Source organism: Pedobacter sp. AC379, from assembly GCF_979258145.1.
In genome coordinates this window covers 224,930-244,677 of the sequence record NZ_OZ409839.1, presented here as the reverse complement: position 1 = coordinate 244,677, position 19,748 = coordinate 224,930, and the positions used below count along the sequence as shown (strand labels likewise).

Here is a 19,748-nt window from a genome sequence, read left to right as displayed (position 1 = left end):
AAAATCATGAAATACACTTATTATGGCCAATCTTGTTTCTTATTAGAAGCAGCTGGAAAAAAACTATTGTTCGATCCGTTTATCTCACACAACCCACTTGCTAAAAAGATAGATATTACTGCTATTGAGGCAGATTATATCTTGGTGAGCCATGGCCATGCCGACCATGTAGCCGATTTGGTTCAATTGGCCAAACAAACGCAAGCTACGGTAATTGCCATGCCGGAGGTTATCGAATGGGCTGCAAAGCAGGGCATAGAAAAAGTACATGGCATGAATTTTGGCAAATTTACCTTCGATTGGGGAACTGTACGCATGGTGCCTGCAACACATTCTTCTGGTTTACCTGATGGAAGTTATGGTGGTAACCCTGCTGGCTTTGTTTTGGAGGTAGATGGTAAACAGATTTATTTTGCGGGTGATACTGGATTAACCATCGAAATGAAAGTGCTTGCCGACATTTATAACCTGGATTATGCCATTCTACCAATCGGTGGAAATTACACCATGGATGTTGATGATGCCTTAATTGCCACTAAATATTTTGATTGCGATCAGGTAATTGGCGTGCATTACAATACCTTCCCTGTAATTGAAATTGATACTAAAGTAGCTTTGGATAAGTTTGCACGTGAAAATAAAACCTTATTACTGCCAGAAATTGGCGAAACGATAAGTTTATAATTTTAGCGGACGTTCCGCTGCCTTCAGTCGGGATGACAAGCGTAAGAAAACAAAAAAGGGCCTCTGATTTTAATCGGAGACCCTTCAAATTATAAACCTGAACCTAATTCTTTTTAGCAGCTTCTTTGTTTGCTTTATAACGCATATCTGCTGTACCATCTTTTTTAGTTGGACCAGCAACTTTAGTTACCGCTTTTGTTTTATTTTCTTTAAAACGCATATCTGGCGTACCATCTGCTTTTACTTTAGCAGCTGTAGTAGTCGTTTTAGTTTCTACTTTTTTAGCCTCTTGTTTTGCACCTGCTTTAACCGGTGCTGTGGTAGTTTTTACTTCTTTTTTGGCAACCATCTTAGTTTTAGCTGGTGCTGTTGCCGGTGTTTGAGCAAATGCTGTTGTTAAACCAAATGCTGCGATTGCGATTAAACTCAATAACTTTTTCATAATTCTTTGATTTTTTTTTAGTTGTTATGAAGCTTCTTCGTTTTACTCCGAGGTTTCATAATCTTTAATTTTTGTTTTACTCGTTTATTTGTTGATATAAAATTGATTAATTGGTATGAAGTTTTAATGAAGATAATAAAATTTGAGGTGATTGTGATATTTATTATTGGGCTTGATCTAACTAAACTTTGGTTTTTCTCAAAATAAGTTTATAACCATTATTGTGATCATTAGCAACAATATTGGATAACGTTTGTCCGCCACCATCAAATTTCGCACTTGGTTTTTTAGCGCTAAATTCGGTTTGATAAGTTTTGTTTATCGAAATAGACTTATCTTTTGGATTAATTAACGTAAAAAATGTGTTTTTGCTACACGTGCTTTTATCTTGAGCATATATCGAAATTGATTTGACAATTATGCCGTTTGTTTCTACAATAATAGAATCAACAGCAGTCAGAAAGTCCGATTGCCTGTTTTGCATCAGGTTTTTTACAGCAATCTCTTTATTTATTGAGGCTTTAAGCAAATTTGCAGTCTGGATGTCTGCGCTTAATATTTCCTGAATTTTGTCGAAAGATTTATCCGTTTGTGCAACCGAAATATGCGCCACAAATAAAATAATTGCAACAGTGAGTAAAATTTTCATTTTTGAGCGTTACCTAGATTAATTAATTACAAAGTTGATTATGATTTTGGCTTGCATAGCAGTAAGCTTGCCGAACAATGTACCAGGAAACCACGGCGGTGATAATTTAAGCACCCTAATGGCTTCCTGACTTAGCATATCGTTTGGTGATGAAAATATTTCGATATTGGATAATCGGCCATCAGTATTTACCGTTGCCGAACAAATTACTTTACCAGTAAGGCTTGGCTCAGGAAAGCGAAGCGTTTTGCCCAGAAATTTATAAAATTTAACATTACCTCCTTTAAAAATGGGTTCGGTTAAAATATTTTTCTTAGCAGCCGGCTGATTGTTTTGGTCTAAATAAATACTGTCTGTTAAATCACCTGTGGCATTGTAAAGCTCTTTTGCCGCCAGTTGTTCGTTGGGATAAAAGATTTTCCATTCGCCGGTTTTTAAACCCTGATTAAAGGAGCCCTGATGTTGAATGTGGTCCTTATCGTAATATGACTTGAATGGACCGTCAATTTTGTTGTTCTGGAAATGAATTTCCTGCGCTGTATTGCCCAATGAATCGTAAACTATCCATTTACCTGTTTTAGCATTTTTGCTGTAATGACCGTGAATAAAAAGCTTGCCATTTAAAAATTCCTGATAACTCCCATGATGGTTTTTCAGTTGTTCGTCAGCAAAAGTCTCTTTTTTGAGCAGAACAAAGTTTTTATCGGCCGTAGTTTTAACCCATGCTAACGTGTCTCTCCTATTAATTTTGTATACGTTAACATTTTCCTTTTTTGCTTCTGCACCGCCAAAATTATAGGTTACAAGCGTATCGCTTTTCTGTGCCATGCATGTAATAAATGTTAAGCAGCAAATCAGAAATGGTAAAAACGTTTTCATGTTAATGTGCGGCCAACCAATTATCACCCTCACCAATTTCGACTACAATAGGCACGGTTAATTTAATTGCATTGCTCATTTTATCCTGGATGATTGCTTTCATCGCATCTTTTTCTGATCTCAATACGTCAAACACCAACTCATCATGCACTTGCATGGTCATGGTTGATTGCATATGCTGGACTTTCATTTCTTTATGGATATTAATCATGGCTATCTTGATCATATCTGCCGCAGAGCCTTGTATCGGTGCGTTGATGGCATTTCGTTCGGCAAAACCCCGCACAGTTTGGTTGGCAGAGTTAATGTCTCTTAAATAGCGTCTTCTGCCCATTATCGTTTCCACAAATCCATTTTCTCGGGCAAAATTCATGGTATCACTCATGTAGCGTTTAATACCTGGGTATTGTGCAAAATATTGTTCGATAATTTCTGCAGCTTCCTTACGCGGAATACCTAAATTTTGAGATAAACCAAAAGCAGATTGGCCATAAATAATTCCAAAGTTTACCGCTTTTGCATTTCTGCGCTGTGTGCCGTCCACCTCTTCAATGCTAATGCCATATACTTTTGCAGCTGTTGCGGTGTGGATATCGATGCCTTTGCTAAAGGCATCGAGCATGTTTTCTTCTTTACTGATTTCTGCAATAATGCGCAGTTCGATCTGCGAATAATCTGCTGATAACAAAATGTGGTTTTCGTCTCTTGCAATAAATGCTTTACGTACTTCCCTGCCACGTTCTGTACGGATTGGAATATTCTGTAAGTTTGGGTTGTTAGAACTTAACCTCCCTGTAGCGGCAACAGCCTGATTATATGAGGTATGTACCCTTCCTGTTTTTGGATTAACCATTAATGGCAATGCATCAACATAGGTTGATTTGAGTTTCTGCAACTGTCGGAAATCTAAAATATCCTGTACAATATCGCTTTTGCTTGCCAAAGCGCTTAAAACATCTTCTCCAGTCTGATACTGGCCAGTTTTGGTCTTTTTAGCTTTTGGATCAAGCTGAAGTTTATCAAACAATACTTCTCCGAGTTGTTTTGGAGAGGCCAGGTTAAATTTGATTCCGGCTTTATCATACACATTCTGCTCAAACTTGATAATTTCGGTTTCAAGCTCTTTAGAATAGGCCTGTAATGTTTCAATGTCAATCCGAACACCTTCTTTTTCTATATCTGCCAAAACATACACCAAAGGATTTTCTATTTCTTCGGCCAGTTTTGCGGCATTCAATTCTTTCAACTTAGGTTCAAAAATGTGTGCAAGCTGTAAGGTTACGTCTGCATCTTCAGCGGCATAATCCACTACATCTACCACTGCAACATCACGCATGGTGCCCTGGTTTTTGCCTTTTGCGCCAATTAATTTAGTAATGGATATGGGCGAATAACCAAGATAATTCTCAGAAAGTACATCCATCCCATGCCGGGTGTCGGGATCAATCAGGTAATGGGCCAGCATGGTATCAAAAAGTTTGCCTTTAACCTGAACTCCGTACCATTTCAACACCAGGATGTCGTATTTGGTATTTTGACCTATTTTTTCGATGGCTTCATTTTCCAGTACCACCCTAAATTCGTCTACAATAGCCTGAGCTTCTGCTCTTTCGGCCGGAACAGGTATGTAATAGCCGGTGCCTGGTTTTATAGAGAAAGATAAGCCCACCAAATCGGCCATGTTTGCATCTGTACCGGTGGTTTCGGTATCAAAAGAGATTCTCCTTTCAGCTAGCAATATTTTAATTAAATCGGCTCGTTGTTCTGCAGTTTCTACCAGTTTGTAATCGTGTTCTGTATTTTCGATGGTTTTAGGTGGAAGTTTTTCTGCAGGTTCCTCTTCAATCGTGTTGGTGTATTGAATTGCTTCACCCGTTTGGTTGCCAAATAAATCGGTTTGTGTTCCTTCCTGAAAACGGGCTGTAGTAACCGAAAATTCATCACCAAATACCCTTCGCCCTAATGTTCTAAATTCCAATTCGGTAAATAACGGCTCTAATAAATCGCGACTTGGATCGCAAAGTTCTAAACTTGCTTCATCCAGTTCAACAGGAACATCCAGCAAAATGGTGGCGAGCTTTTTGGAAATTAAACCCTGCTCTGCAAAATTTTCTACGTTTTCGCGTTGTTTTCCTTTTAATTCGTGAGCATTTGCAATAATGTTTTCCATAGAACCGTATTGCTTAATCAAAGCTTTAGCGGTTTTTTCTCCTATGCCGGGTATACCTGGTATGTTATCAACCGCATCGCCCCACAAGCCTAAAATATCTATTACCTGTAGCACATTTTCGATTTCCCATTTGGCCAATACTTCTTTTACGCCCAAAATTTCCATATCATTACCCATACGAGCAGGCTTATAAATGAAAATATTTTCTGAAACCAATTGAGCAAAATCCTTATCAGGCGTCATACAATATACCTGATAACCTTTTTGTTCCGCTTTTTTGGCCAGTGTACCAATAATATCATCTGCCTCGTAACCATCAGATGTTATTACAGGGATATTAAAACCCGTAATTAATTTAATCACATATGGCATTGCTGCCGCAAGATCTTCGGGCATGGCCTGGCGGTGTGCTTTATATGCTTCGAAAGATGTATGTCTTTCTGTGGGTGCTTCGGTATCAAAAACAACTGCAATATGGGTTGGTTTTTCTTTCTTCAAAACATCCAGCAAGGTATTGGTAAAGCCCATTACTGCTGATGTATTGATGCCTGTTGAGGTAAAACGCGGGTTTTTACTTAATGCAAAATGCGCCCTGTACATTAGCGCCATACCATCGAGGAGAAAGAGTTTTTTATTCATGTGATTACACTGATTTAAAGATTACACCGGCAAACGGATTTACCGGATGATAAAAGTAACCAAAGTTAATAATCTACAGAACTATAACATGAAATTTTATGAACGTATCTCAAAACCAGTTAAATTGCGTTACTTAAAAAATAGAAGTCAAGATGAAAAAATACATTACCCTTACTATATTGTTATTTGCATCAGTTTACTTTAGCCAAGCGCAGGATTTTATCGTTAAAAATAATGATGATGTAATCCGTGGAACAATCAAGGGAACTGATTACTTTTCTGTTTTTATTAGTGCTAACGACGAAGCAGATGTGATTTTACCTGCAAAAGAGGTTAAAAACTTCTTCTGGAACGGCAATAGTTTTGTAAGTAAGGGCTTTGCTAACGGCCGCAATTTCGAATACCGTTTTGTTAAGGTAATTGAAATGGGAAATGTTAACCTATATTCTTTTGGTGGTGGCACTTTAGTGCCCCAAGTAAAAGAGAAAAAGGTAAAATTCCGGCCATCAATCGGTATTGGTACAGGAACCGGCGGATATGGCGGTATGGGCATGGGTGGAGGCATTAGTATCGGTGGTGGCCGTAATGCTGCTCCAGAAAGACCAGCAGGAGCACCAGTAGTGCGTTATTTTATCGAAAAACCAGGTTCAGGGCCTTTGCAGGAAGTGCCTATGAAAGCAATAACTGTGGATGCCAAAAAAATTGAAGTAAAAAATATTCTTTTACAGAAAATTGGCGATTTGCCTGCATTAAAAGCCAAAGTTGAGACGGGAACCGATTTTAACAGCAAAGATGTTGTTGAGTGGGTGAAAGAATATAACGCGACTAAAAAGTAAACAGGATTAATGATCGATTATAGGATTGCACGATCGTTTTTATCATTAAACCACAACTTTTCATAGATTTCCAAACTGATGAGTTTACCATTTTTAATTTCACAATTTTTAATCGTTTTATGGTAGTTGAATCCCATCTTTTTTAGCACCTTTTTGCAGTCTCCGTTTTCTGTTTCAACTAGAGCTTCAATTTTTTAAGTTTAAATTTTCAAATGCATAACTGCATACAAACCTGGCAGATTCGTTAATAATTCCCAATCCCCAATATTCTGGTAACAGCCAGAAGCCAATTTCTGCTTTTTCTTCGAAAGTGTTCAGGTCATTAATTCCTATTGCTCCAAAGAATGTTAAACTTTTCTTGTCGCAGATTGCCCACCAAATGCCTGTCTCATTTTTTTGAAGTTCATTAAACCAGGTTAATTGTGCATTGGTTTCCTCGAGGTTATCATAACTTACACCATAATAGCGAATCACATCCGGGTGTGATAAGCCTTTAAAAACATCTGTTAAGTCATCATTGCTAAACTGTCGCAACAAAAACCTGTCGTTATAAAGCGAATTCGAAGCGAACATTATCTTGCACAGCAATTTAACAAATGGTCATTAACCATTCCTGTGGCCTGCATATGTGCGTAACAGATGGTGGTACCGAAAAACTTAAAGCCGCGCTTTTTCATATCTTTACTGATGCGGTCGGATAGTTCTGTGCGTGGTGGAACATCACCCATTTTTTCGATAGGGTTTAAAATAGGTTTACCTTCGGGCACAAAACTCCACATGTATTTAGAAAAACTGCCAAATTCTTTCTGGATTTCGATAAATAATCTGGCATTGGTAATGGCTCCGTTAACTTTTAATCGGTTACGGATTATGCCTTCATCATTCATCAGGCGTTCCACATCTTTTTCTGTAAAAGCCGCAACCTTTTCCACCTCAAAGTCTGCAAAAGCCTTTCGGTAATTCTCCCTTCTTCGAAGGATGGTAATCCAGCTTAAACCGGCCTGAGCACCCTCCAGTATCAGAAACTCAAATAAAATTTTATCATCATAAACGGGTTTCCCCCATTCTTCATCATGGTATTTGATGTAAAGCGGATCAGAACCGGCCCAGGCGCAGCGGATTTTTAAGTCAAGCATAGCGTTTTACCTTTAGAAATTTCAAATTAAACATTCTTTACAAACTGTTAAATTGGCGGTCTTTAATACACTCGTCAACCTGAATTTATTTTAGGGCCTTGGTTTAGTACAATTCCTAGCAAGAAAAAAAGATGCTGAAATAAATTCAGCATGACGAATGATTAATCGTATGTCGCTAAACTCCCGCCTCCAAACTCAATTCATCCCAATACTCAACGGCTCTTCTATAATGCGGAATAACAATGCTGCCGCCAACTAGATTGGCAATCATGAAGATTTCATTCATTTCGTCGCTGTTTACACCTGCATCAAAGCATTTGCCAAGGTGGTATTTAATGCAATCATCACAACGCAGAACCATAGAAGCTACCAAGCCCAACATTTCTTTTGTTTTAACATCCAGCGCACCATCGGCATAGGAAGTGGTATCAAGTGCAAAAAAACGTTTAATGTTTGTGTTTGCTGTTTCCATAATCCTATCGTTCATTTTTTCACGATAGCCGTTAAATTCTTCTACTAATTTTCCCATATTTTAAAATTCAAAATCTTTTTCAACTGTTATTTGTTAGCAATATAAATATTTGATTATGAAAATGATATCTCCAAAATTTCACGCTGTTTTAGACTATATTTTGATTATGCTTTTACTGGCCTCTACAGATATTTTTGGCCTATCCAAAACGGCATCTACATTGGCCTATGCACTTGGTATTATCCATTTTTTGTTAACAGTATGTACCGATTTCAGCGGAGGTATATTCAAAATAATCAGCCTTAAATTACACGGAATAATTGAATTTTTTGTAAGTATTTTATTAGTTGTTTTAGCATTTACCCTTTTTAAGGGCAATTTAACCGACGAAATATTTTACGCTTGCCTGGGCCTGTTGATTCTGATTATTTTTACCCTTACCGATTATAAACGGAGCTTACCTGTTATACTATAATTTCGTTCTGAGGGTCCCAAAATACCTTTTTAAAGTTAACTACTTTATCGTTCTTTACCTCAACGCCTTCTTTGTTCAGCAGTGCTTCCATCAAATCCGGCGTTTTAAAATGAAACTTTCCGGTAAGCAAACCACTACTGTTGACCACCCGGTGAGCAGGTACACTTGGGTAGGCTGTTCCGGCATAAAGCATGGCATGCCCCACCATTCTCGACGATTTTGCGGCCCCTAAACTTTTGGCGATGGCTCCATAAGAGGTAACCCGCCCTGTCGGGATAAGGCGTACAATCTCATAAACCTGCTCGTAAAAATTGGTATTCATCAGTCGAATGAAAACTGAATATAATTAATATTTTTATCGTGGAGCAGGTATTTTTTTTCGTAATAGGTTTTGATTGATAAAACTTCGTTTACCAGGTTTGATGTATATAAATGATCGGTATTTTTATGTACAGGTAAGCCCAGTTCTTCTACTTTTTCACAGGTATAGGCATACAATTGGTCGTTATCTGTTTTCAGGTTAACATTGCCACCTGGTTTTAAAACAAGTTTATACCGGTTTAAGAATGCAGGGAAAGTTAAACGTTTTTTCTCGCGGCTATCCTGAGGCTGCGGATCAGGAAAAGTTATCCAAATTTCATCAATTTCACCTTCATTAAAATAATCCAGCAAATTTTCTATCTGGATCCTTAAGAAAGCAACATTATCGATCCCATCTTCAATGGCTGTTTTAGCACCGCGCCAAATGCGGTTGCCTTTATAGTCTATCCCAATAAAGTTTTTTTCAGGAAAAAGCCTGGCTAAATTAACTGAATATTCGCCCTTGCCACATGCCAGTTCGAGTACAATAGGATTCGAATTTTTGAAATGTTCTGCAGCCCAGGTTCCTTTTAATGCCTTTCCTTCTTCTAATTGATATACGTTCGCAAATGTTTCTATTTCTGCAAAACGCCTAAGTTTATCTTTACCCAAAAGTCTTTTTTTTGCAAAAATACAATTAAATCAATAATGCGGGTTTGTTTTGACTGAAAGTTTAATACCATTCTTATTTAGGAATTGTATTTTTGTGGTTTATAAAAAACAACGTGGAAAAAAACGCTAAGATATATGTTGCAGGTCATCGTGGTATGGTGGGTTCGGCCATTCACCGTAAACTGCAAAAAGAAGGCTATGCAAATATCATTACCAGAACTTCGGGTGAACTTGATTTACGCAGCCAACAGGCTGTTACCGATTTCTTTGCTGAAGAAAAACCTGATTATGTATTTCTTGCTGCTGCCAAAGTTGGCGGCATTGTAGCAAACAATACCTACAGGGCCGATTTTCTTTTCGAGAATTTAGCCATACAAAACAATGTAATCCACAATGCTTATGTTACGGGCGTAAAAAAACTAATGTTTTTAGGCTCGAGTTGCATTTATCCAAAAATGGCTCCTCAACCTTTAAAAGAAGAGTACCTTTTAACAGGGACCTTGGAGCATACAAACGAACCTTATGCCATTGCTAAAATTGCGGGCATTAAAATGTGCGATGCTTACCGCGATCAATACGGCTGTAATTTTATATCGGTGATGCCAACCAATTTATATGGTTATAATGATAACTATCACCCTCAAAATTCACATGTTTTACCTGCTTTAATACGTAAGGTGCACGAAGCAAAAGCGAATAACGAAAAAGAAATTGTGGTTTGGGGTTCAGGCTCGCCAATGCGCGAATTTTTGTTCGCAGATGACTTGGCAGATGCCTGTTATTTTCTGATGCAAAATTATAACGAACCGCATTTGATTAATGTAGGTACAGGACACGATTTAACCATCAAAGATTTAGCGCTATTAATTAAAGATGTATTGGGTTTCGAAGGTGAATTGGTATTTGATGCCAGCAAACCTGACGGCACACCTCGAAAATTGATGGATGTTAGCAAACTTCATGATTTGGGATGGAAACATAAAATCGAATTACCAGAAGGTATAGCATTGGCCTATCAGGATTTTGAAAGCAGGTATTAGAATAATAATCGGGTAGTATTTTTATTAACCTGATATTCTCTTTTAAAATTTAATCATTCAGTAATTTATTATAGTTAGAATTTATATCTTTGATTATATAAATAAATTTTAACTATATGACTTTAGTTCAGCTTGAATATATCGTGGCAGTAGATACTTACAGAAGTTTCGTAACTGCTGCAGATAAGTGTTTTGTAACCCAGCCAACATTGAGTATGCAGGTGCAAAAACTTGAAGAGCTGATCAGTGTTAAAATTTTCGACAGAAGTAAACAGCCTGTAAGTCCGACTGAAATTGGTGCACAGATTATTGCACAGGCCAGGATTATTTTACAGGAAAGCGGAAAAATAAAAGAACTCATTAGCAGTCAGCAACAAGATGTTTTGGGCGAATTGAGAATTGGCGTTATTCCAACTGTTGCGCCCTATTTGCTGCCCGAAGTAATTTCAGCAATGCTGGAAAAATATCCGGAATTAAAGCTCCTAATCTGGGAGTATACCACCGAAGATATTATTCATCATTTAAAAACAGGCGTATTGGATTGTGGTATTCTGGCCACCCCACTAACGGATCCGAATATTACAGAAACTCCTTTATACTATGAAAACTTTGTAAGTTACATCAGTAAAAACAGCAAGCTTTATAAAAAGAAAGCTGTAGATGCTGAAGACTTAAATGATGAGAACATCTGGCTTTTAAACGAAGGTCACTGTATGCGTAACCAGGTATTGAACATTTGCCGTTCAACCAAAAACAACAGGTTGCAAGGGCTGGAATATAATACAGGTAGTGTAGAAACCCTTGTCCGTATGGTCGATTTAAACGGGGGTGCAACTTTGCTTCCTGAGTTGGCTATTGCAGAGTTAAATGTGAAGCAAACCAGTAAAGTCCGCCATTTCAAATCTCCGGAGCCTGTACGCGAAATCAGCCTGGTTACCCATAAAAACTTTATAAAAAAGCGGATGCTTAATGCTTTGAAGGATGAGATTTTGGAAATTATCCCTAAGGCAATGAAGCAAAAAAAGAAAAAAGATATTGTTGGAATTTAGACCGCGTTTTTGAAATTAATGAGGATTGGCCAAATCAAACATTTGGCAACTTTACCCACGCGATCGTCATGCTGAATTTATTTCAGCATCTCTATTGCTACATAAACCCTGAAATAAATACAGGGGGTGAAGGCTATTCATGAAAAGTATTATAGTAACCTTACATGGTTCAACAAGAAAGATTTATAAAACTTCAGAAACTAATTTCTTATCTTTATCCACATGATCTGCCAATTGATAACTTTGTGCTGCGGGATTTTTATCTTCTAAAAAGATGAGGATAATTAGTGAAATGATGGGGATTAAAAAGGAAATGAAAAACCAGAACCAGAAATTCCGACCTGTTCTTTTTGCCAAAAAACCTGCCAGCAGTTGTGGTGATAACAGCAAGCCGAGTACGAGAGATCCTAAGATTATTTCTGGCATGGCTATTTTGAATTAAAATCTTGCCCAGCGGTATCAGGAATGATTACTGGTTTTGCTTTTCTATTGGGGGTGCAGATAATAATCCTTTAATATCGCTCTCCACTTCTTCTTCCTCGCCTTTTTTCTTTTTCTTGTTTTTTGCTTTTAATCCTTTGCCGCTTAAGCGTTCTTCTATCACTTTATCATACTCTGTTTGCTGCTCTGGCCTTAAAACATTGCGGATGTTTTTTGATGTCTCATTCTGTAATTTATAGAATTTGTCTACATCCTCTTCGCGCGAATTGCCTGCCTGTTGCCTTTTAATTAAATCTGCCTGTTCTTTAGCCTGGTTAAATGTAAAGCTATAGATCACGCTTTTTTGCGTGCCATTTAATTTTAATCTTTTGTCGAGATCATCTACATTCTTTTGTGCAATTTCTGAAGGAGTAGGTACTTTATTTTGCTGGGCACTTACCAAGCCATTTACACCAATTACAATTAAGAATAAAATTACAAGCCTTTTCATTTCGAACATTTTATATCTGCGAAGTTACTTAATTATCTTAAAACAAGGAAGTCCCGATTTGCATCGGGACTTCCTTATATTTTAAACTATATTTGGCTTACAAAGCTTTTTTGTAAAGTTCAGCAACTGCATCCCAGTTTACTGCATTCCAAATTGCCGCTAAATAATCAGGGCGTTTGTTTTGGTATTTTAAATAATATGCGTGTTCCCAAACATCGATACCGAAAATTGGTGTACCTTTTACTTCAGCAATATCCATTAATGGATTATCCTGGTTTGGAGTAGATGAAACCTGAAGTTTTTTATCAGCACCTACAGATAACCAAGCCCAGCCCGAACCAAAACGGGTAGCACCAGCTTCTTGTAATTTAGTTTTAAGATCAGCAAATGATCCGAAAGTTTCGTTAATTGCTTTAGCTAAATCGCCAGTTGGCTCACCACCTTTATTGGGGCCTAAAACGTTCCAGAATAATGAGTGGTTATAATGACCGCCACCATTGTTTCTAACAGCTGCAGGGTATTTTGAAATATTTTTTACAATTTCCTCGATGCTTGAGCTTGCTTCAGGTTTACCTTCTAACGCTTTGTTTAAGTTGGTAACGTAAGCTTGATGGTGTTTATCATGGTGAATTTCCATGGTAGTTTTATCAATATGCGGTTCTAATGCATCGGTTGCGTAGTGTAACGCAGGTAATTCAAAAGCCATAATGTTTTATGTTTAAAGATTTAAAAATGTTTCTTGTAGCAAATATAACATTAGAACGTTAAGATTTGTTCATGTTATTATCATCAAATCGTTTTCTGCGTTGCTATTGTAAATTAGAACGGGTTAAAAGTTGTAAGGTTCAGTGCGATAGCCAATTCCTTTTCAATAAAAAAATTGATTTTTAATCAATAGTTTATAGCTAATTTTTCTATTAACTATAAGCCATTAACCCATCTCCACTACCGCTTCTTCGCAAAAAAATCCCGCATAAGTATTGCGCATTCTTCTGCCATTACACCACCTTTTAATACTGTTTTGGGATGAAGCAGGTTTGCGTTTTTTGATATAAAACCTCTTTTTTCTTCTCGGGCACCATAAACAATTCGGCCAATTTGTGTCCAGTAACTTGCGCCTGCACACATTACACAAGGCTCAATGGTTACATATAAGGTGCAATCTCTCAAATATTTTCCACCAATGGTTTGTGCAGCAGAAGTAAAAGCCTGCATTTCCGCATGCGCAGTTACATCATTAAAGCGTTCAGTTAAATTATAACCACGACCAATAATCCGGTTTTTACCAACTACTATTGCGCCAATCGGGATCTCATCTTCATTTAACGCTTTTTTTGCTTCTTCCAAAGCCAACTTCATGTAATGAATGTCTTCCTGTTCGGGATCGGTATTTTCGAAATTGTAAAAGCTCATGTGGCAAATATAGGGTATAATGGCCAAAAAGACTTCCGAAGTTTTGGTGGCCATGCGCGTGGTAAACTTCTGAAGTCTACGCTGAAAATTGGTTAGGTTTTGGAGCGCAGTGTCGCTGATAATCGGTTACCTCAGTCCTGCTTTTCGTTACAAGTCCTCATTCGTACCTCACTCCGGTCTTTTCACTTCAATCAGGGCTATTAGACAAAGGTCCGTGCTAATGGGGAACAAATAACGCCCAGAGTTCCGAAGTTTCCAGGGGCCGAAGACTAGCAAAACTTCGGAAGTTTACAAGCGTTACACAAGTTTACTTCCATTAGGAACTTTACTTTGTACGGCAGTCAATACAATATCGCCGTTTTCATCGGCGAAACCGGTAACCAAAAATTCAGACATAAACTTTCCAATTTGTTTTTTTGGAAAATTGACCACACCAACAATCTGTTTTCCTGGCAATTCTTCCAATGTATAGTGTTTGGTTATCTGCGCACTGCTCATTTTTATGCCAAATTCACCAAAATCTACTTTTACTTTATAGGCTGGTCTGCGGGCTTCAGGAAATTCAAAAGCCTCTAAAATTGTTCCCACCCTTAATTCTACCTTTTCGAAATCATCCCAGGTTATCTGTTCCATAACTTAATTAAATATGCGCGCAAAAATAAAAATTATTAATATCAAATGTGATCGCATTTAGCTACAGGTTGCTAACAGCTTTAAGATTAACAGATTTAATAAAAAATTTGCGTTTTATTTTTTTAAAACTATCTTTATGCAACCGTTTGCATAACCAGATATTAATTAAATTAAAATATGTATTTATTAGGGATTGATTTAGGTACTTCATCCATAAAAGTGGCTATAGTTGATGTGGCAACACAGCAAAATATTGCCACTGCACAATATCCTGAAGAGGAAACGGCAATCAAATCTTTACAATCGGGCTGGGCAGAGCAATCGCCAAATGATTGGTGGCACAATGTACAGCAGGCCATTCTAAAGTTAAATGCAACAGGTTTATTCGATCCCAAACAGATTAAAGCCATTGGCATTGCCTATCAAATGCATGGATTGATTGTTGTAGATAAAAATCAACAGGTATTACGCGATAGCATCATCTGGTGCGACAGCAGGGCTGTGGATTTGGGGAATAAAGCATTTGAAGCTATAGGCGAAGAAAAATCGTTAAAACATCTGTTAAATTCTCCCGGAAACTTTACAGCTTCAAAATTGGCCTGGGTTAAACAAAATGAGCCAGAAATTTATAGCCGTATCGATAAAATGATGTTACCAGGTGATTTCATTGCCATGAAATTAACCGGAGAAATTACCACAAGCATTTCAGCATTATCAGAAGGGATTTTCTGGGATTTTGAGCAACATGAAATATCTGAAGACGTTACCAAATATTATGGTATTGATAGCAGCCTGATACCAACTTTAAGACCTTTATTTTCTGAACATGGGCATTTGAAAGCTGATGTTGCAGATTTGCTTGGTTTGACCAAAGGTATTCCTGTAGCATATAAATCCGGCGATCAGCCTAATAATGCACTTTCACTAAATGTATTAAAACCTGGAGAAGTTGCGGCCACAGCCGGTACATCTGGTGTAATTTATGGTGTAAGTGATGATCTTACTTATGATAAACAATCGAGGGTAAATACCTTTGCTCATGTAACCTATTCCGAAGATAAAAAACACACCGGTGTATTGCTTTGCATTAATGGCACAGGCAGTATGTACCGTTGGGCAAAAAATAATTTTGCGCCTCAGGCAACATATAGTGAGCTGAATAAGCTGGCTGCAAAAGCACCTATTGGCAGTAATGGATTAAAGGTACTTCCATTTGGTAATGGCGCAGAACGGATGTTAAACAATAAATATACGGGCGCTCAACTTTTAGGTATTGATTTAAATACCCATAACCAGTCGGACATTTTCAGGGCTGTACAAGAAGGAATTGCATTTTCTTTCCGCTATGGGCTCGATATAATGCGCGAAAACGGGATGACTCCAAAAGTAATCCGTGCAGGCAAGGCAAACTTATTTTTAAGTGATGTTTTTGCTCAAACCTTCGTTGATGTAACAGGTATTCCGGTTGAGCTTTACGAAAATGACGGCAGTGTGGGTGCAGCACTCGGAGCAGGAATAGGTGCAGGGATTTTTAAAAATGCTGAAGAAGCATTCACCAAACATGAAGCAATAAAAACTTTGACACCGCAATATTCCGAATCCTATGAACCAATTTATCAGGACTGGAAGAAAATATTAGAGAAACAGTTAGCAATTGGTTAGTGATTAACCGCCCTTTGGAAGATCAACTAAAATTATCGACTAACAAACCATCACCAAAAACAAAAAACATGACAAAAGTAGTAACAGGAGCAAAAGAATTTTTTAAAGGCATTGAGCAAATTAAATTTGAAGGCCTAGAAAGCGATAATCCACTTGCCTTTAGGTGGTACGATGCCAATAAAATTGTGGCAGGAAAAACCATGAACGAACATTTTAAATTTGCCTGTGCGTATTGGCATTCTTTTAATGGCAACGGTGCCGATCCTTTTGGTGGCCCAACCCATGTTTTCCCTTGGGATGAAAAGGCCGATGCAATAGAAAGGGCAAAAGATAAAATGGATGCCGCTTTTGAATTCATTACCAAAATGCAAATCCCATATTACTGTTTTCATGATGTTGATGTAGTAGATTATGGAAATGATGTTGCTGAAAACGAACGCCGTTTGCAAACCCTTGTTGAATATGCTAAGCAAAAACAAGCTGATAGTGGTGTAAAACTGCTTTGGGGAACTGCCAATCTATTCAGCCATAAACGCTACATGAACGGTGCATCTACCAATCCCGATTTCCATGTACTTGCCCACGGCGCAGCGCAGGTTAAAGCAGCCCTGGATGCAACCATTGCGCTTGGTGGTGAAAATTATGTTTTCTGGGGAGGAAGGGAAGGCTACATGACGCTATTGAATACAAATATGAAACGTGAGCAGGAACATTTGGCCAAATTTTTACATACAGCCAAAGATTATGCCCGCAAACAAGGTTTTAAAGGAACGTTTTTTATCGAACCAAAACCATGCGAACCTTCCAAACACCAATACGATTACGATGCAGCTACAGTAAAAGGCTTTTTACAGCAATACGATCTGTTGGGTGATTTTAAATTAAATTTAGAAGTGAACCACGCTACATTGGCCGGACATACCTTTCAGCATGAATTGCAGGTAGCGGTAGATAATGGTTTATTGGGCTCTATTGATGCCAATCGAGGTGATTATCAAAATGGCTGGGATACCGATCAGTTTCCGAACGATATTAACGAGTTAACAGAAACCATGCTGATTATTTTAGAAGGTGGAGGCTTGCAAGGTGGAGGTGTAAATTTTGATGCAAAAATCCGCCGTAACTCTACCGATCCTAAAGATCTTTTTTATGCCCATATTGGTGGTATGGATATTTTTGCAAGGGCCCTGATTACCGCTGATGCCATTCTTCAAAAATCTGATTATAGGAAAATAAGAACCGATCGCTATGCTTCATTTGACAGTGGTAAAGGAGCAGAATTTGAGCAAGGTAAATTAACTTTGGAAGATTTGCGAAACTATGCTGCAGAAAATGGTGAGCCAGAGGTTCGCAGTGGGAAGCAAGAGTATTTGGAGAATTTGATTAACAGGTATATTTAATCTATCTATTTACATTATCTGTAAAGTGTGATACCGTGGTCTGTCTCATTACAAACCACTGGAATTTGATTAGCAGGTATATTTAATCTATTTATATACATTATTTATAAAATGTGATACCGTGGTCTGTGTCCTCACAGACCACTACTTATTTATTTTATACCTTCTGCGAGGATACAGACCTTAAGGGTAATTATGTATGCAAATCGTTGTCGACCTGGGGCATAGTGAAAACGAACTGAATTTAACTATTACCGATTCAATCGGCTAATCAATCAAATTAATAAACGTTACATTAACATTTTTTAATTTAAAAAAAAGCAGTGATTAATTTATGATTTTACTACATTTAGGTTTCTAAACCAAATAACCACTATTATATTAATGAAACACAACTTATTGGACACGAAAGATTACATTGTATTTGCAATCTACTTCGTTATTGTGGCTGCGTACGGTCTGTACATCTACAATAAGAAAAAATCCGCATCAACCGGCTCAAAAGATTATTTCCTTGCAGAAGGTTCACTTACATGGTGGGCAATCGGTGCCTCATTAATTGCATCCAACATTTCGGCAGAGCAGTTTATCGGTATGAGTGGATCAGGCTTTAAGATGGGGCTTGCAATTGCAACTTATGAATGGATGGCTGCCCTTACCCTGGTCATTGTTGCCGTTTTCTTTATTCCGGTATACCTAAAGAATAAAATTGCTACAATGCCCCAGTTCCTACACCAGCGTTACAACGGAACCGTGGCCATGATTATGGCCGTGTTCTGGTTATTGCTATATGTAGTGGTAAATTTAACTTCGATACTTTATTTAGGTGCTTTAGCAGTAAGCAGCATTTCTGGTTTCGATCTAACATTCTGTATGTATGCCATTGCCGCATTTGCCATTGTAATTACACTTGGGGGAATGAAAGTAATCGGTTATACTGACGTGATCCAGGTGTTTTTCTTAATTCTGGGTGGTTTGGCTACAACTTATTTAGCTTTAAACCTGGTTTCTACACACTACGGTACATCAGGTATTTTTGAGGGTTATAGCTTAATGACTTCAAAAGCATCAGAGCATTTTCACATGATTTTAAAACCTGAAAATGAGAATTACATTGATTTGCCAGGCTTAAGCGTACTTGTGGGTGGTATGTGGATTGTGAATTTAAATTATTGGGGCTGTAATCAGTACATCACACAACGCGCTTTAGGTGCTGATTTAAAAACGGCACGCGGTGGTATTCTATTCGCCGCTTTCTTAAAATTATTGATGCCAATCATCGTGGTATTACCGGGTATAGCGGCCTACGTATTGTATAAAGATGGCGCTTTCCAATCGGAGATGTTACAGGATGGATCTGTTAATCCTGACCGTGCTTATCCGGTGTTGTTAAACTTATTGCCAGCGGGCTTAAAAGGGTTATCATTTGCAGCTTTAACAGCAGCTGTGGTGGCTTCATTAGCGGGTAAGGCAAATAGTATTGCAACTATTTTTACATTGGATATTTATAAAAAAGTATTAAAAACCGATGCTTCTGAAAAAAACCTGGTTTTTACTGGTAAAATTGCCGTGGTTGTGGCCATGGTATTAGGCGTTTTAATCGCACCTCACCTTGGTATCGATAAAAAGGGTGGTTTCCAATACATCCAAGAATATACAGGTTTTGTATCGCCAGGTATATTTGCCATGTTCATCCTTGGTTTCTTCTGGAAAAGGGCAACTTCAAATGCTGCGCTTTTTGCAACCATTGGCGGTTTCGGATTGTCGCTAGTATTAAAATTCCTTCCGGGCTGGACAGATTTATCATGGTTATCAGGAATGGGTTTCTCAGTTAAAAATGCAGCAGGCATTTACGAAATTCCTTTCCTGGATAGAATGGGTTTTGTGTTCGTATTCTGTATTGTCGGTATGGTGATTATCAGTTTATTCGAAAATAGAAATGGCGTAAATCCTAAAGGACTGGAAATCGATTCAAAAATGTTCAAAACCACAACAAGTTTTGCTGTTGGTGCATTGATCATAATCGGTTTACTGGTAGCGCTTTACGGTATTTACTGGTAAATAAAAAATTAAATATTTTAGAGCTTTCTGAGAAATCAGGAAGCTTTTTTTGTTTAAGTGTATTTTAGAGATTAAATATGAGCTATGCTTTAATCAATAGCTATTCGTTTTATAAAATTAGTTTGATTCGTGAAGACACAAACCAAGGCTTAAAGAATATCCGCTATCTTTTTTTTTGGAAAGCAGGTTCAGTAGATCTTGGGTA

The 19,748-nt window shown here is 37.8% G+C and carries 22 protein-coding genes; 8 read left to right on the top strand and 14 right to left on the bottom strand.

Annotated elements, in window-relative coordinates; translation table 11 throughout:
• The first annotated feature begins 6 nt into the window (after positions 1-6).
• A complete protein-coding gene (locus ACZZZW_RS01055) occupies positions 7-684 on the top strand; it encodes a metal-dependent hydrolase (RefSeq protein ID WP_055902966.1) in 678 nt (225 codons plus the stop codon).
• Between the two features lie 103 nt (positions 685-787).
• Here ACZZZW_RS01055 and ACZZZW_RS01050 read toward each other — a convergent pair whose 3' ends face one another.
• The 4 genes from ACZZZW_RS01050 to polA all read right to left on the bottom strand — a co-directional run bounded on the left by ACZZZW_RS01050 (position 788) and on the right by polA (position 5,463).
• Positions 788-1,126: a hypothetical protein gene (locus ACZZZW_RS01050; RefSeq protein WP_055902963.1), complete on the bottom strand. Its 339-nt coding sequence runs from the start codon at positions 1,124-1,126 to the stop codon at positions 788-790.
• 181 nt (positions 1,127-1,307) lie between these two features.
• A complete protein-coding gene (locus ACZZZW_RS01045) occupies positions 1,308-1,775 on the bottom strand; it encodes a hypothetical protein (protein WP_055902960.1) in 468 nt (155 codons plus the stop codon).
• 18 nt (positions 1,776-1,793) lie between these two features.
• Complete coding sequence (locus tag ACZZZW_RS01040) at positions 1,794-2,603, bottom strand: energy transducer TonB (RefSeq protein ID WP_463492049.1); 810 nt, start codon at positions 2,601-2,603, stop codon at positions 1,794-1,796.
• 52 nt (positions 2,604-2,655) lie between these two features.
• Complete coding sequence (gene polA, locus ACZZZW_RS01035; protein ID WP_463492048.1) at positions 2,656-5,463, bottom strand: DNA polymerase I; 2,808 nt, start codon at positions 5,461-5,463, stop codon at positions 2,656-2,658.
• Positions 5,464-5,615: 152 nt separating this feature from the next.
• Between polA and ACZZZW_RS01030 the strand changes: the two genes are divergently transcribed.
• Positions 5,616-6,299, top strand: coding sequence for a hypothetical protein (locus ACZZZW_RS01030; RefSeq protein ID WP_463492047.1), 684 nt, complete (start codon positions 5,616-5,618; stop codon positions 6,297-6,299).
• Between the two features lie 186 nt (positions 6,300-6,485).
• Here the strand turns inward: ACZZZW_RS01030 and ACZZZW_RS01025 are convergent, their stop codons facing one another.
• The 3 genes from ACZZZW_RS01025 to ACZZZW_RS01015 form a co-directional block, all read right to left on the bottom strand.
• A complete protein-coding gene (locus ACZZZW_RS01025; protein ID WP_200912241.1) occupies positions 6,486-6,872 on the bottom strand; it encodes a GNAT family N-acetyltransferase in 387 nt (128 codons plus the stop codon).
• Positions 6,872-7,435, bottom strand: coding sequence for a DNA-3-methyladenine glycosylase I (locus ACZZZW_RS01020; protein WP_463492046.1), 564 nt, complete (start codon positions 7,433-7,435; stop codon positions 6,872-6,874). Before ACZZZW_RS01020 ends, ACZZZW_RS01025 begins: the two co-directional genes overlap by 1 nt.
• A gap of 175 nt (positions 7,436-7,610) precedes the next feature.
• Positions 7,611-7,964 (bottom strand): carboxymuconolactone decarboxylase family protein, encoded by a 354-nt coding sequence (locus tag ACZZZW_RS01015; protein ID WP_055902946.1) that lies wholly within the window; start codon positions 7,962-7,964, stop codon positions 7,611-7,613.
• Between the two features lie 58 nt (positions 7,965-8,022).
• On the opposite strand from ACZZZW_RS01015, the gene ACZZZW_RS01010 reads away from it, so the two are divergent.
• A complete protein-coding gene (locus ACZZZW_RS01010) occupies positions 8,023-8,382 on the top strand; it encodes a hypothetical protein (protein ID WP_463492045.1) in 360 nt (119 codons plus the stop codon).
• Here the strand turns inward: ACZZZW_RS01010 and ACZZZW_RS01005 are convergent.
• On the bottom strand, positions 8,372-8,704 hold the full coding sequence (locus tag ACZZZW_RS01005; protein WP_463492044.1) for an MGMT family protein: 333 nt from the start codon (positions 8,702-8,704) through the stop codon (positions 8,372-8,374). The two genes, ACZZZW_RS01010 and ACZZZW_RS01005, sit on opposite strands and share 11 nt — an antisense overlap.
• The gene (gene trmB / locus ACZZZW_RS01000; protein WP_463492043.1) at positions 8,704-9,354 is read right to left on the bottom strand and encodes a tRNA (guanosine(46)-N7)-methyltransferase TrmB; all 651 of its coding nucleotides are present in this window, start codon (positions 9,352-9,354) and stop codon (positions 8,704-8,706) included. The genes ACZZZW_RS01005 and trmB overlap by 1 nt, the downstream gene beginning before the upstream one ends.
• Before the next feature lie 113 nt (positions 9,355-9,467).
• Here trmB and fcl point away from each other — a divergent pair, with 113 nt between their 5' ends.
• Complete coding sequence (fcl, locus tag ACZZZW_RS00995) at positions 9,468-10,394, top strand: GDP-L-fucose synthase (RefSeq protein ID WP_463492042.1); 927 nt, start codon at positions 9,468-9,470, stop codon at positions 10,392-10,394.
• 116 nt (positions 10,395-10,510) lie between these two features.
• Positions 10,511-11,443 carry a hydrogen peroxide-inducible genes activator gene (locus ACZZZW_RS00990; protein ID WP_055902928.1) on the top strand — a complete coding sequence of 311 codons (933 nt, stop codon included), beginning with the start codon at positions 10,511-10,513 and terminating at the stop codon, positions 11,441-11,443.
• A gap of 183 nt (positions 11,444-11,626) precedes the next feature.
• Here the strand turns inward: ACZZZW_RS00990 and ACZZZW_RS00985 are convergent, their stop codons facing one another.
• From ACZZZW_RS00985 to ACZZZW_RS00965, 5 genes are all read right to left on the bottom strand, one after another.
• Complete coding sequence (locus ACZZZW_RS00985; protein ID WP_463492041.1) at positions 11,627-11,869, bottom strand: hypothetical protein; 243 nt, start codon at positions 11,867-11,869, stop codon at positions 11,627-11,629.
• 43 nt (positions 11,870-11,912) lie between these two features.
• On the bottom strand, positions 11,913-12,374 hold the full coding sequence (locus ACZZZW_RS00980) for a hypothetical protein (RefSeq protein WP_055903106.1): 462 nt from the start codon (positions 12,372-12,374) through the stop codon (positions 11,913-11,915).
• 97 nt (positions 12,375-12,471) lie between these two features.
• Positions 12,472-13,080 carry a superoxide dismutase gene (locus ACZZZW_RS00975; protein WP_055902921.1) on the bottom strand — a complete coding sequence of 203 codons (609 nt, stop codon included), beginning with the start codon at positions 13,078-13,080 and terminating at the stop codon, positions 12,472-12,474.
• A gap of 239 nt (positions 13,081-13,319) precedes the next feature.
• Positions 13,320-13,787 (bottom strand): nucleoside deaminase, encoded by a 468-nt coding sequence (locus tag ACZZZW_RS00970; RefSeq protein WP_463497697.1) that lies wholly within the window; start codon positions 13,785-13,787, stop codon positions 13,320-13,322.
• A gap of 297 nt (positions 13,788-14,084) precedes the next feature.
• On the bottom strand, positions 14,085-14,420 hold the full coding sequence (locus ACZZZW_RS00965; protein ID WP_463492040.1) for a tRNA-binding protein: 336 nt from the start codon (positions 14,418-14,420) through the stop codon (positions 14,085-14,087).
• 177 nt (positions 14,421-14,597) lie between these two features.
• Between ACZZZW_RS00965 and ACZZZW_RS00960 the strand changes: the two genes are divergently transcribed.
• The 3 genes from ACZZZW_RS00960 to ACZZZW_RS00950 all read left to right on the top strand — a co-directional run bounded on the left by ACZZZW_RS00960 (position 14,598) and on the right by ACZZZW_RS00950 (position 19,543).
• Positions 14,598-16,082, top strand: a complete 1,485-nt coding sequence (locus ACZZZW_RS00960) for a xylulokinase (RefSeq protein ID WP_463492039.1) — start codon at positions 14,598-14,600, stop codon at positions 16,080-16,082.
• A gap of 68 nt (positions 16,083-16,150) precedes the next feature.
• Complete coding sequence (gene xylA / locus ACZZZW_RS00955) at positions 16,151-17,482, top strand: xylose isomerase (protein WP_055903105.1); 1,332 nt, start codon at positions 16,151-16,153, stop codon at positions 17,480-17,482.
• Between the two features lie 384 nt (positions 17,483-17,866).
• Positions 17,867-19,543 (top strand): sodium/sugar symporter, encoded by a 1,677-nt coding sequence (locus tag ACZZZW_RS00950; protein ID WP_055902909.1) that lies wholly within the window; start codon positions 17,867-17,869, stop codon positions 19,541-19,543.
• The last annotated feature ends 205 nt before the right edge of the window (positions 19,544-19,748 follow it).

Excerpts from the sequence above, each read along its gene's own strand:
- ACZZZW_RS01055 (WP_055902966.1), top strand. The coding sequence starts at position 7 with ATGAAATACACTTATTATGGCCAATCTTGTTTCTTATTAGAAGCAGCT.
- ACZZZW_RS01050 (WP_055902963.1), bottom strand. The coding sequence starts at position 1,126 with ATGAAAAAGTTATTGAGTTTAATCGCAATCGCAGCATTTGGTTTAACA.
- ACZZZW_RS01045 (WP_055902960.1), bottom strand. The coding sequence starts at position 1,775 with ATGAAAATTTTACTCACTGTTGCAATTATTTTATTTGTGGCGCATATT.
- ACZZZW_RS01040 (WP_463492049.1), bottom strand. The coding sequence starts at position 2,603 with ATGGCACAGAAAAGCGATACGCTTGTAACCTATAATTTTGGCGGTGCA.
- polA (WP_463492048.1), bottom strand. The coding sequence starts at position 5,463 with ATGAATAAAAAACTCTTTCTCCTCGATGGTATGGCGCTAATGTACAGG.
- ACZZZW_RS01030 (WP_463492047.1), top strand. The coding sequence starts at position 5,616 with ATGAAAAAATACATTACCCTTACTATATTGTTATTTGCATCAGTTTAC.
- ACZZZW_RS01025 (WP_200912241.1), bottom strand. The coding sequence starts at position 6,872 with ATGTTCGCTTCGAATTCGCTTTATAACGACAGGTTTTTGTTGCGACAG.
- ACZZZW_RS01020 (WP_463492046.1), bottom strand. The coding sequence starts at position 7,435 with ATGCTTGACTTAAAAATCCGCTGCGCCTGGGCCGGTTCTGATCCGCTT.
- ACZZZW_RS01015 (WP_055902946.1), bottom strand. The coding sequence starts at position 7,964 with ATGGGAAAATTAGTAGAAGAATTTAACGGCTATCGTGAAAAAATGAAC.
- ACZZZW_RS01010 (WP_463492045.1), top strand. The coding sequence starts at position 8,023 with ATGAAAATGATATCTCCAAAATTTCACGCTGTTTTAGACTATATTTTG.
- ACZZZW_RS01005 (WP_463492044.1), bottom strand. The coding sequence starts at position 8,704 with ATGAATACCAATTTTTACGAGCAGGTTTATGAGATTGTACGCCTTATC.
- ACZZZW_RS00990 (WP_055902928.1), top strand. The coding sequence starts at position 10,511 with ATGACTTTAGTTCAGCTTGAATATATCGTGGCAGTAGATACTTACAGA.
- ACZZZW_RS00985 (WP_463492041.1), bottom strand. The coding sequence starts at position 11,869 with ATGCCAGAAATAATCTTAGGATCTCTCGTACTCGGCTTGCTGTTATCA.
- ACZZZW_RS00980 (WP_055903106.1), bottom strand. The coding sequence starts at position 12,374 with ATGAAAAGGCTTGTAATTTTATTCTTAATTGTAATTGGTGTAAATGGC.
- ACZZZW_RS00975 (WP_055902921.1), bottom strand. The coding sequence starts at position 13,080 with ATGGCTTTTGAATTACCTGCGTTACACTACGCAACCGATGCATTAGAA.
- ACZZZW_RS00970 (WP_463497697.1), bottom strand. The coding sequence starts at position 13,787 with ATGAGCTTTTACAATTTCGAAAATACCGATCCCGAACAGGAAGACATT.
- ACZZZW_RS00965 (WP_463492040.1), bottom strand. The coding sequence starts at position 14,420 with ATGGAACAGATAACCTGGGATGATTTCGAAAAGGTAGAATTAAGGGTG.
- ACZZZW_RS00960 (WP_463492039.1), top strand. The coding sequence starts at position 14,598 with ATGTATTTATTAGGGATTGATTTAGGTACTTCATCCATAAAAGTGGCT.
- xylA (WP_055903105.1), top strand. The coding sequence starts at position 16,151 with ATGACAAAAGTAGTAACAGGAGCAAAAGAATTTTTTAAAGGCATTGAG.
- ACZZZW_RS00950 (WP_055902909.1), top strand. The coding sequence starts at position 17,867 with ATGAAACACAACTTATTGGACACGAAAGATTACATTGTATTTGCAATC.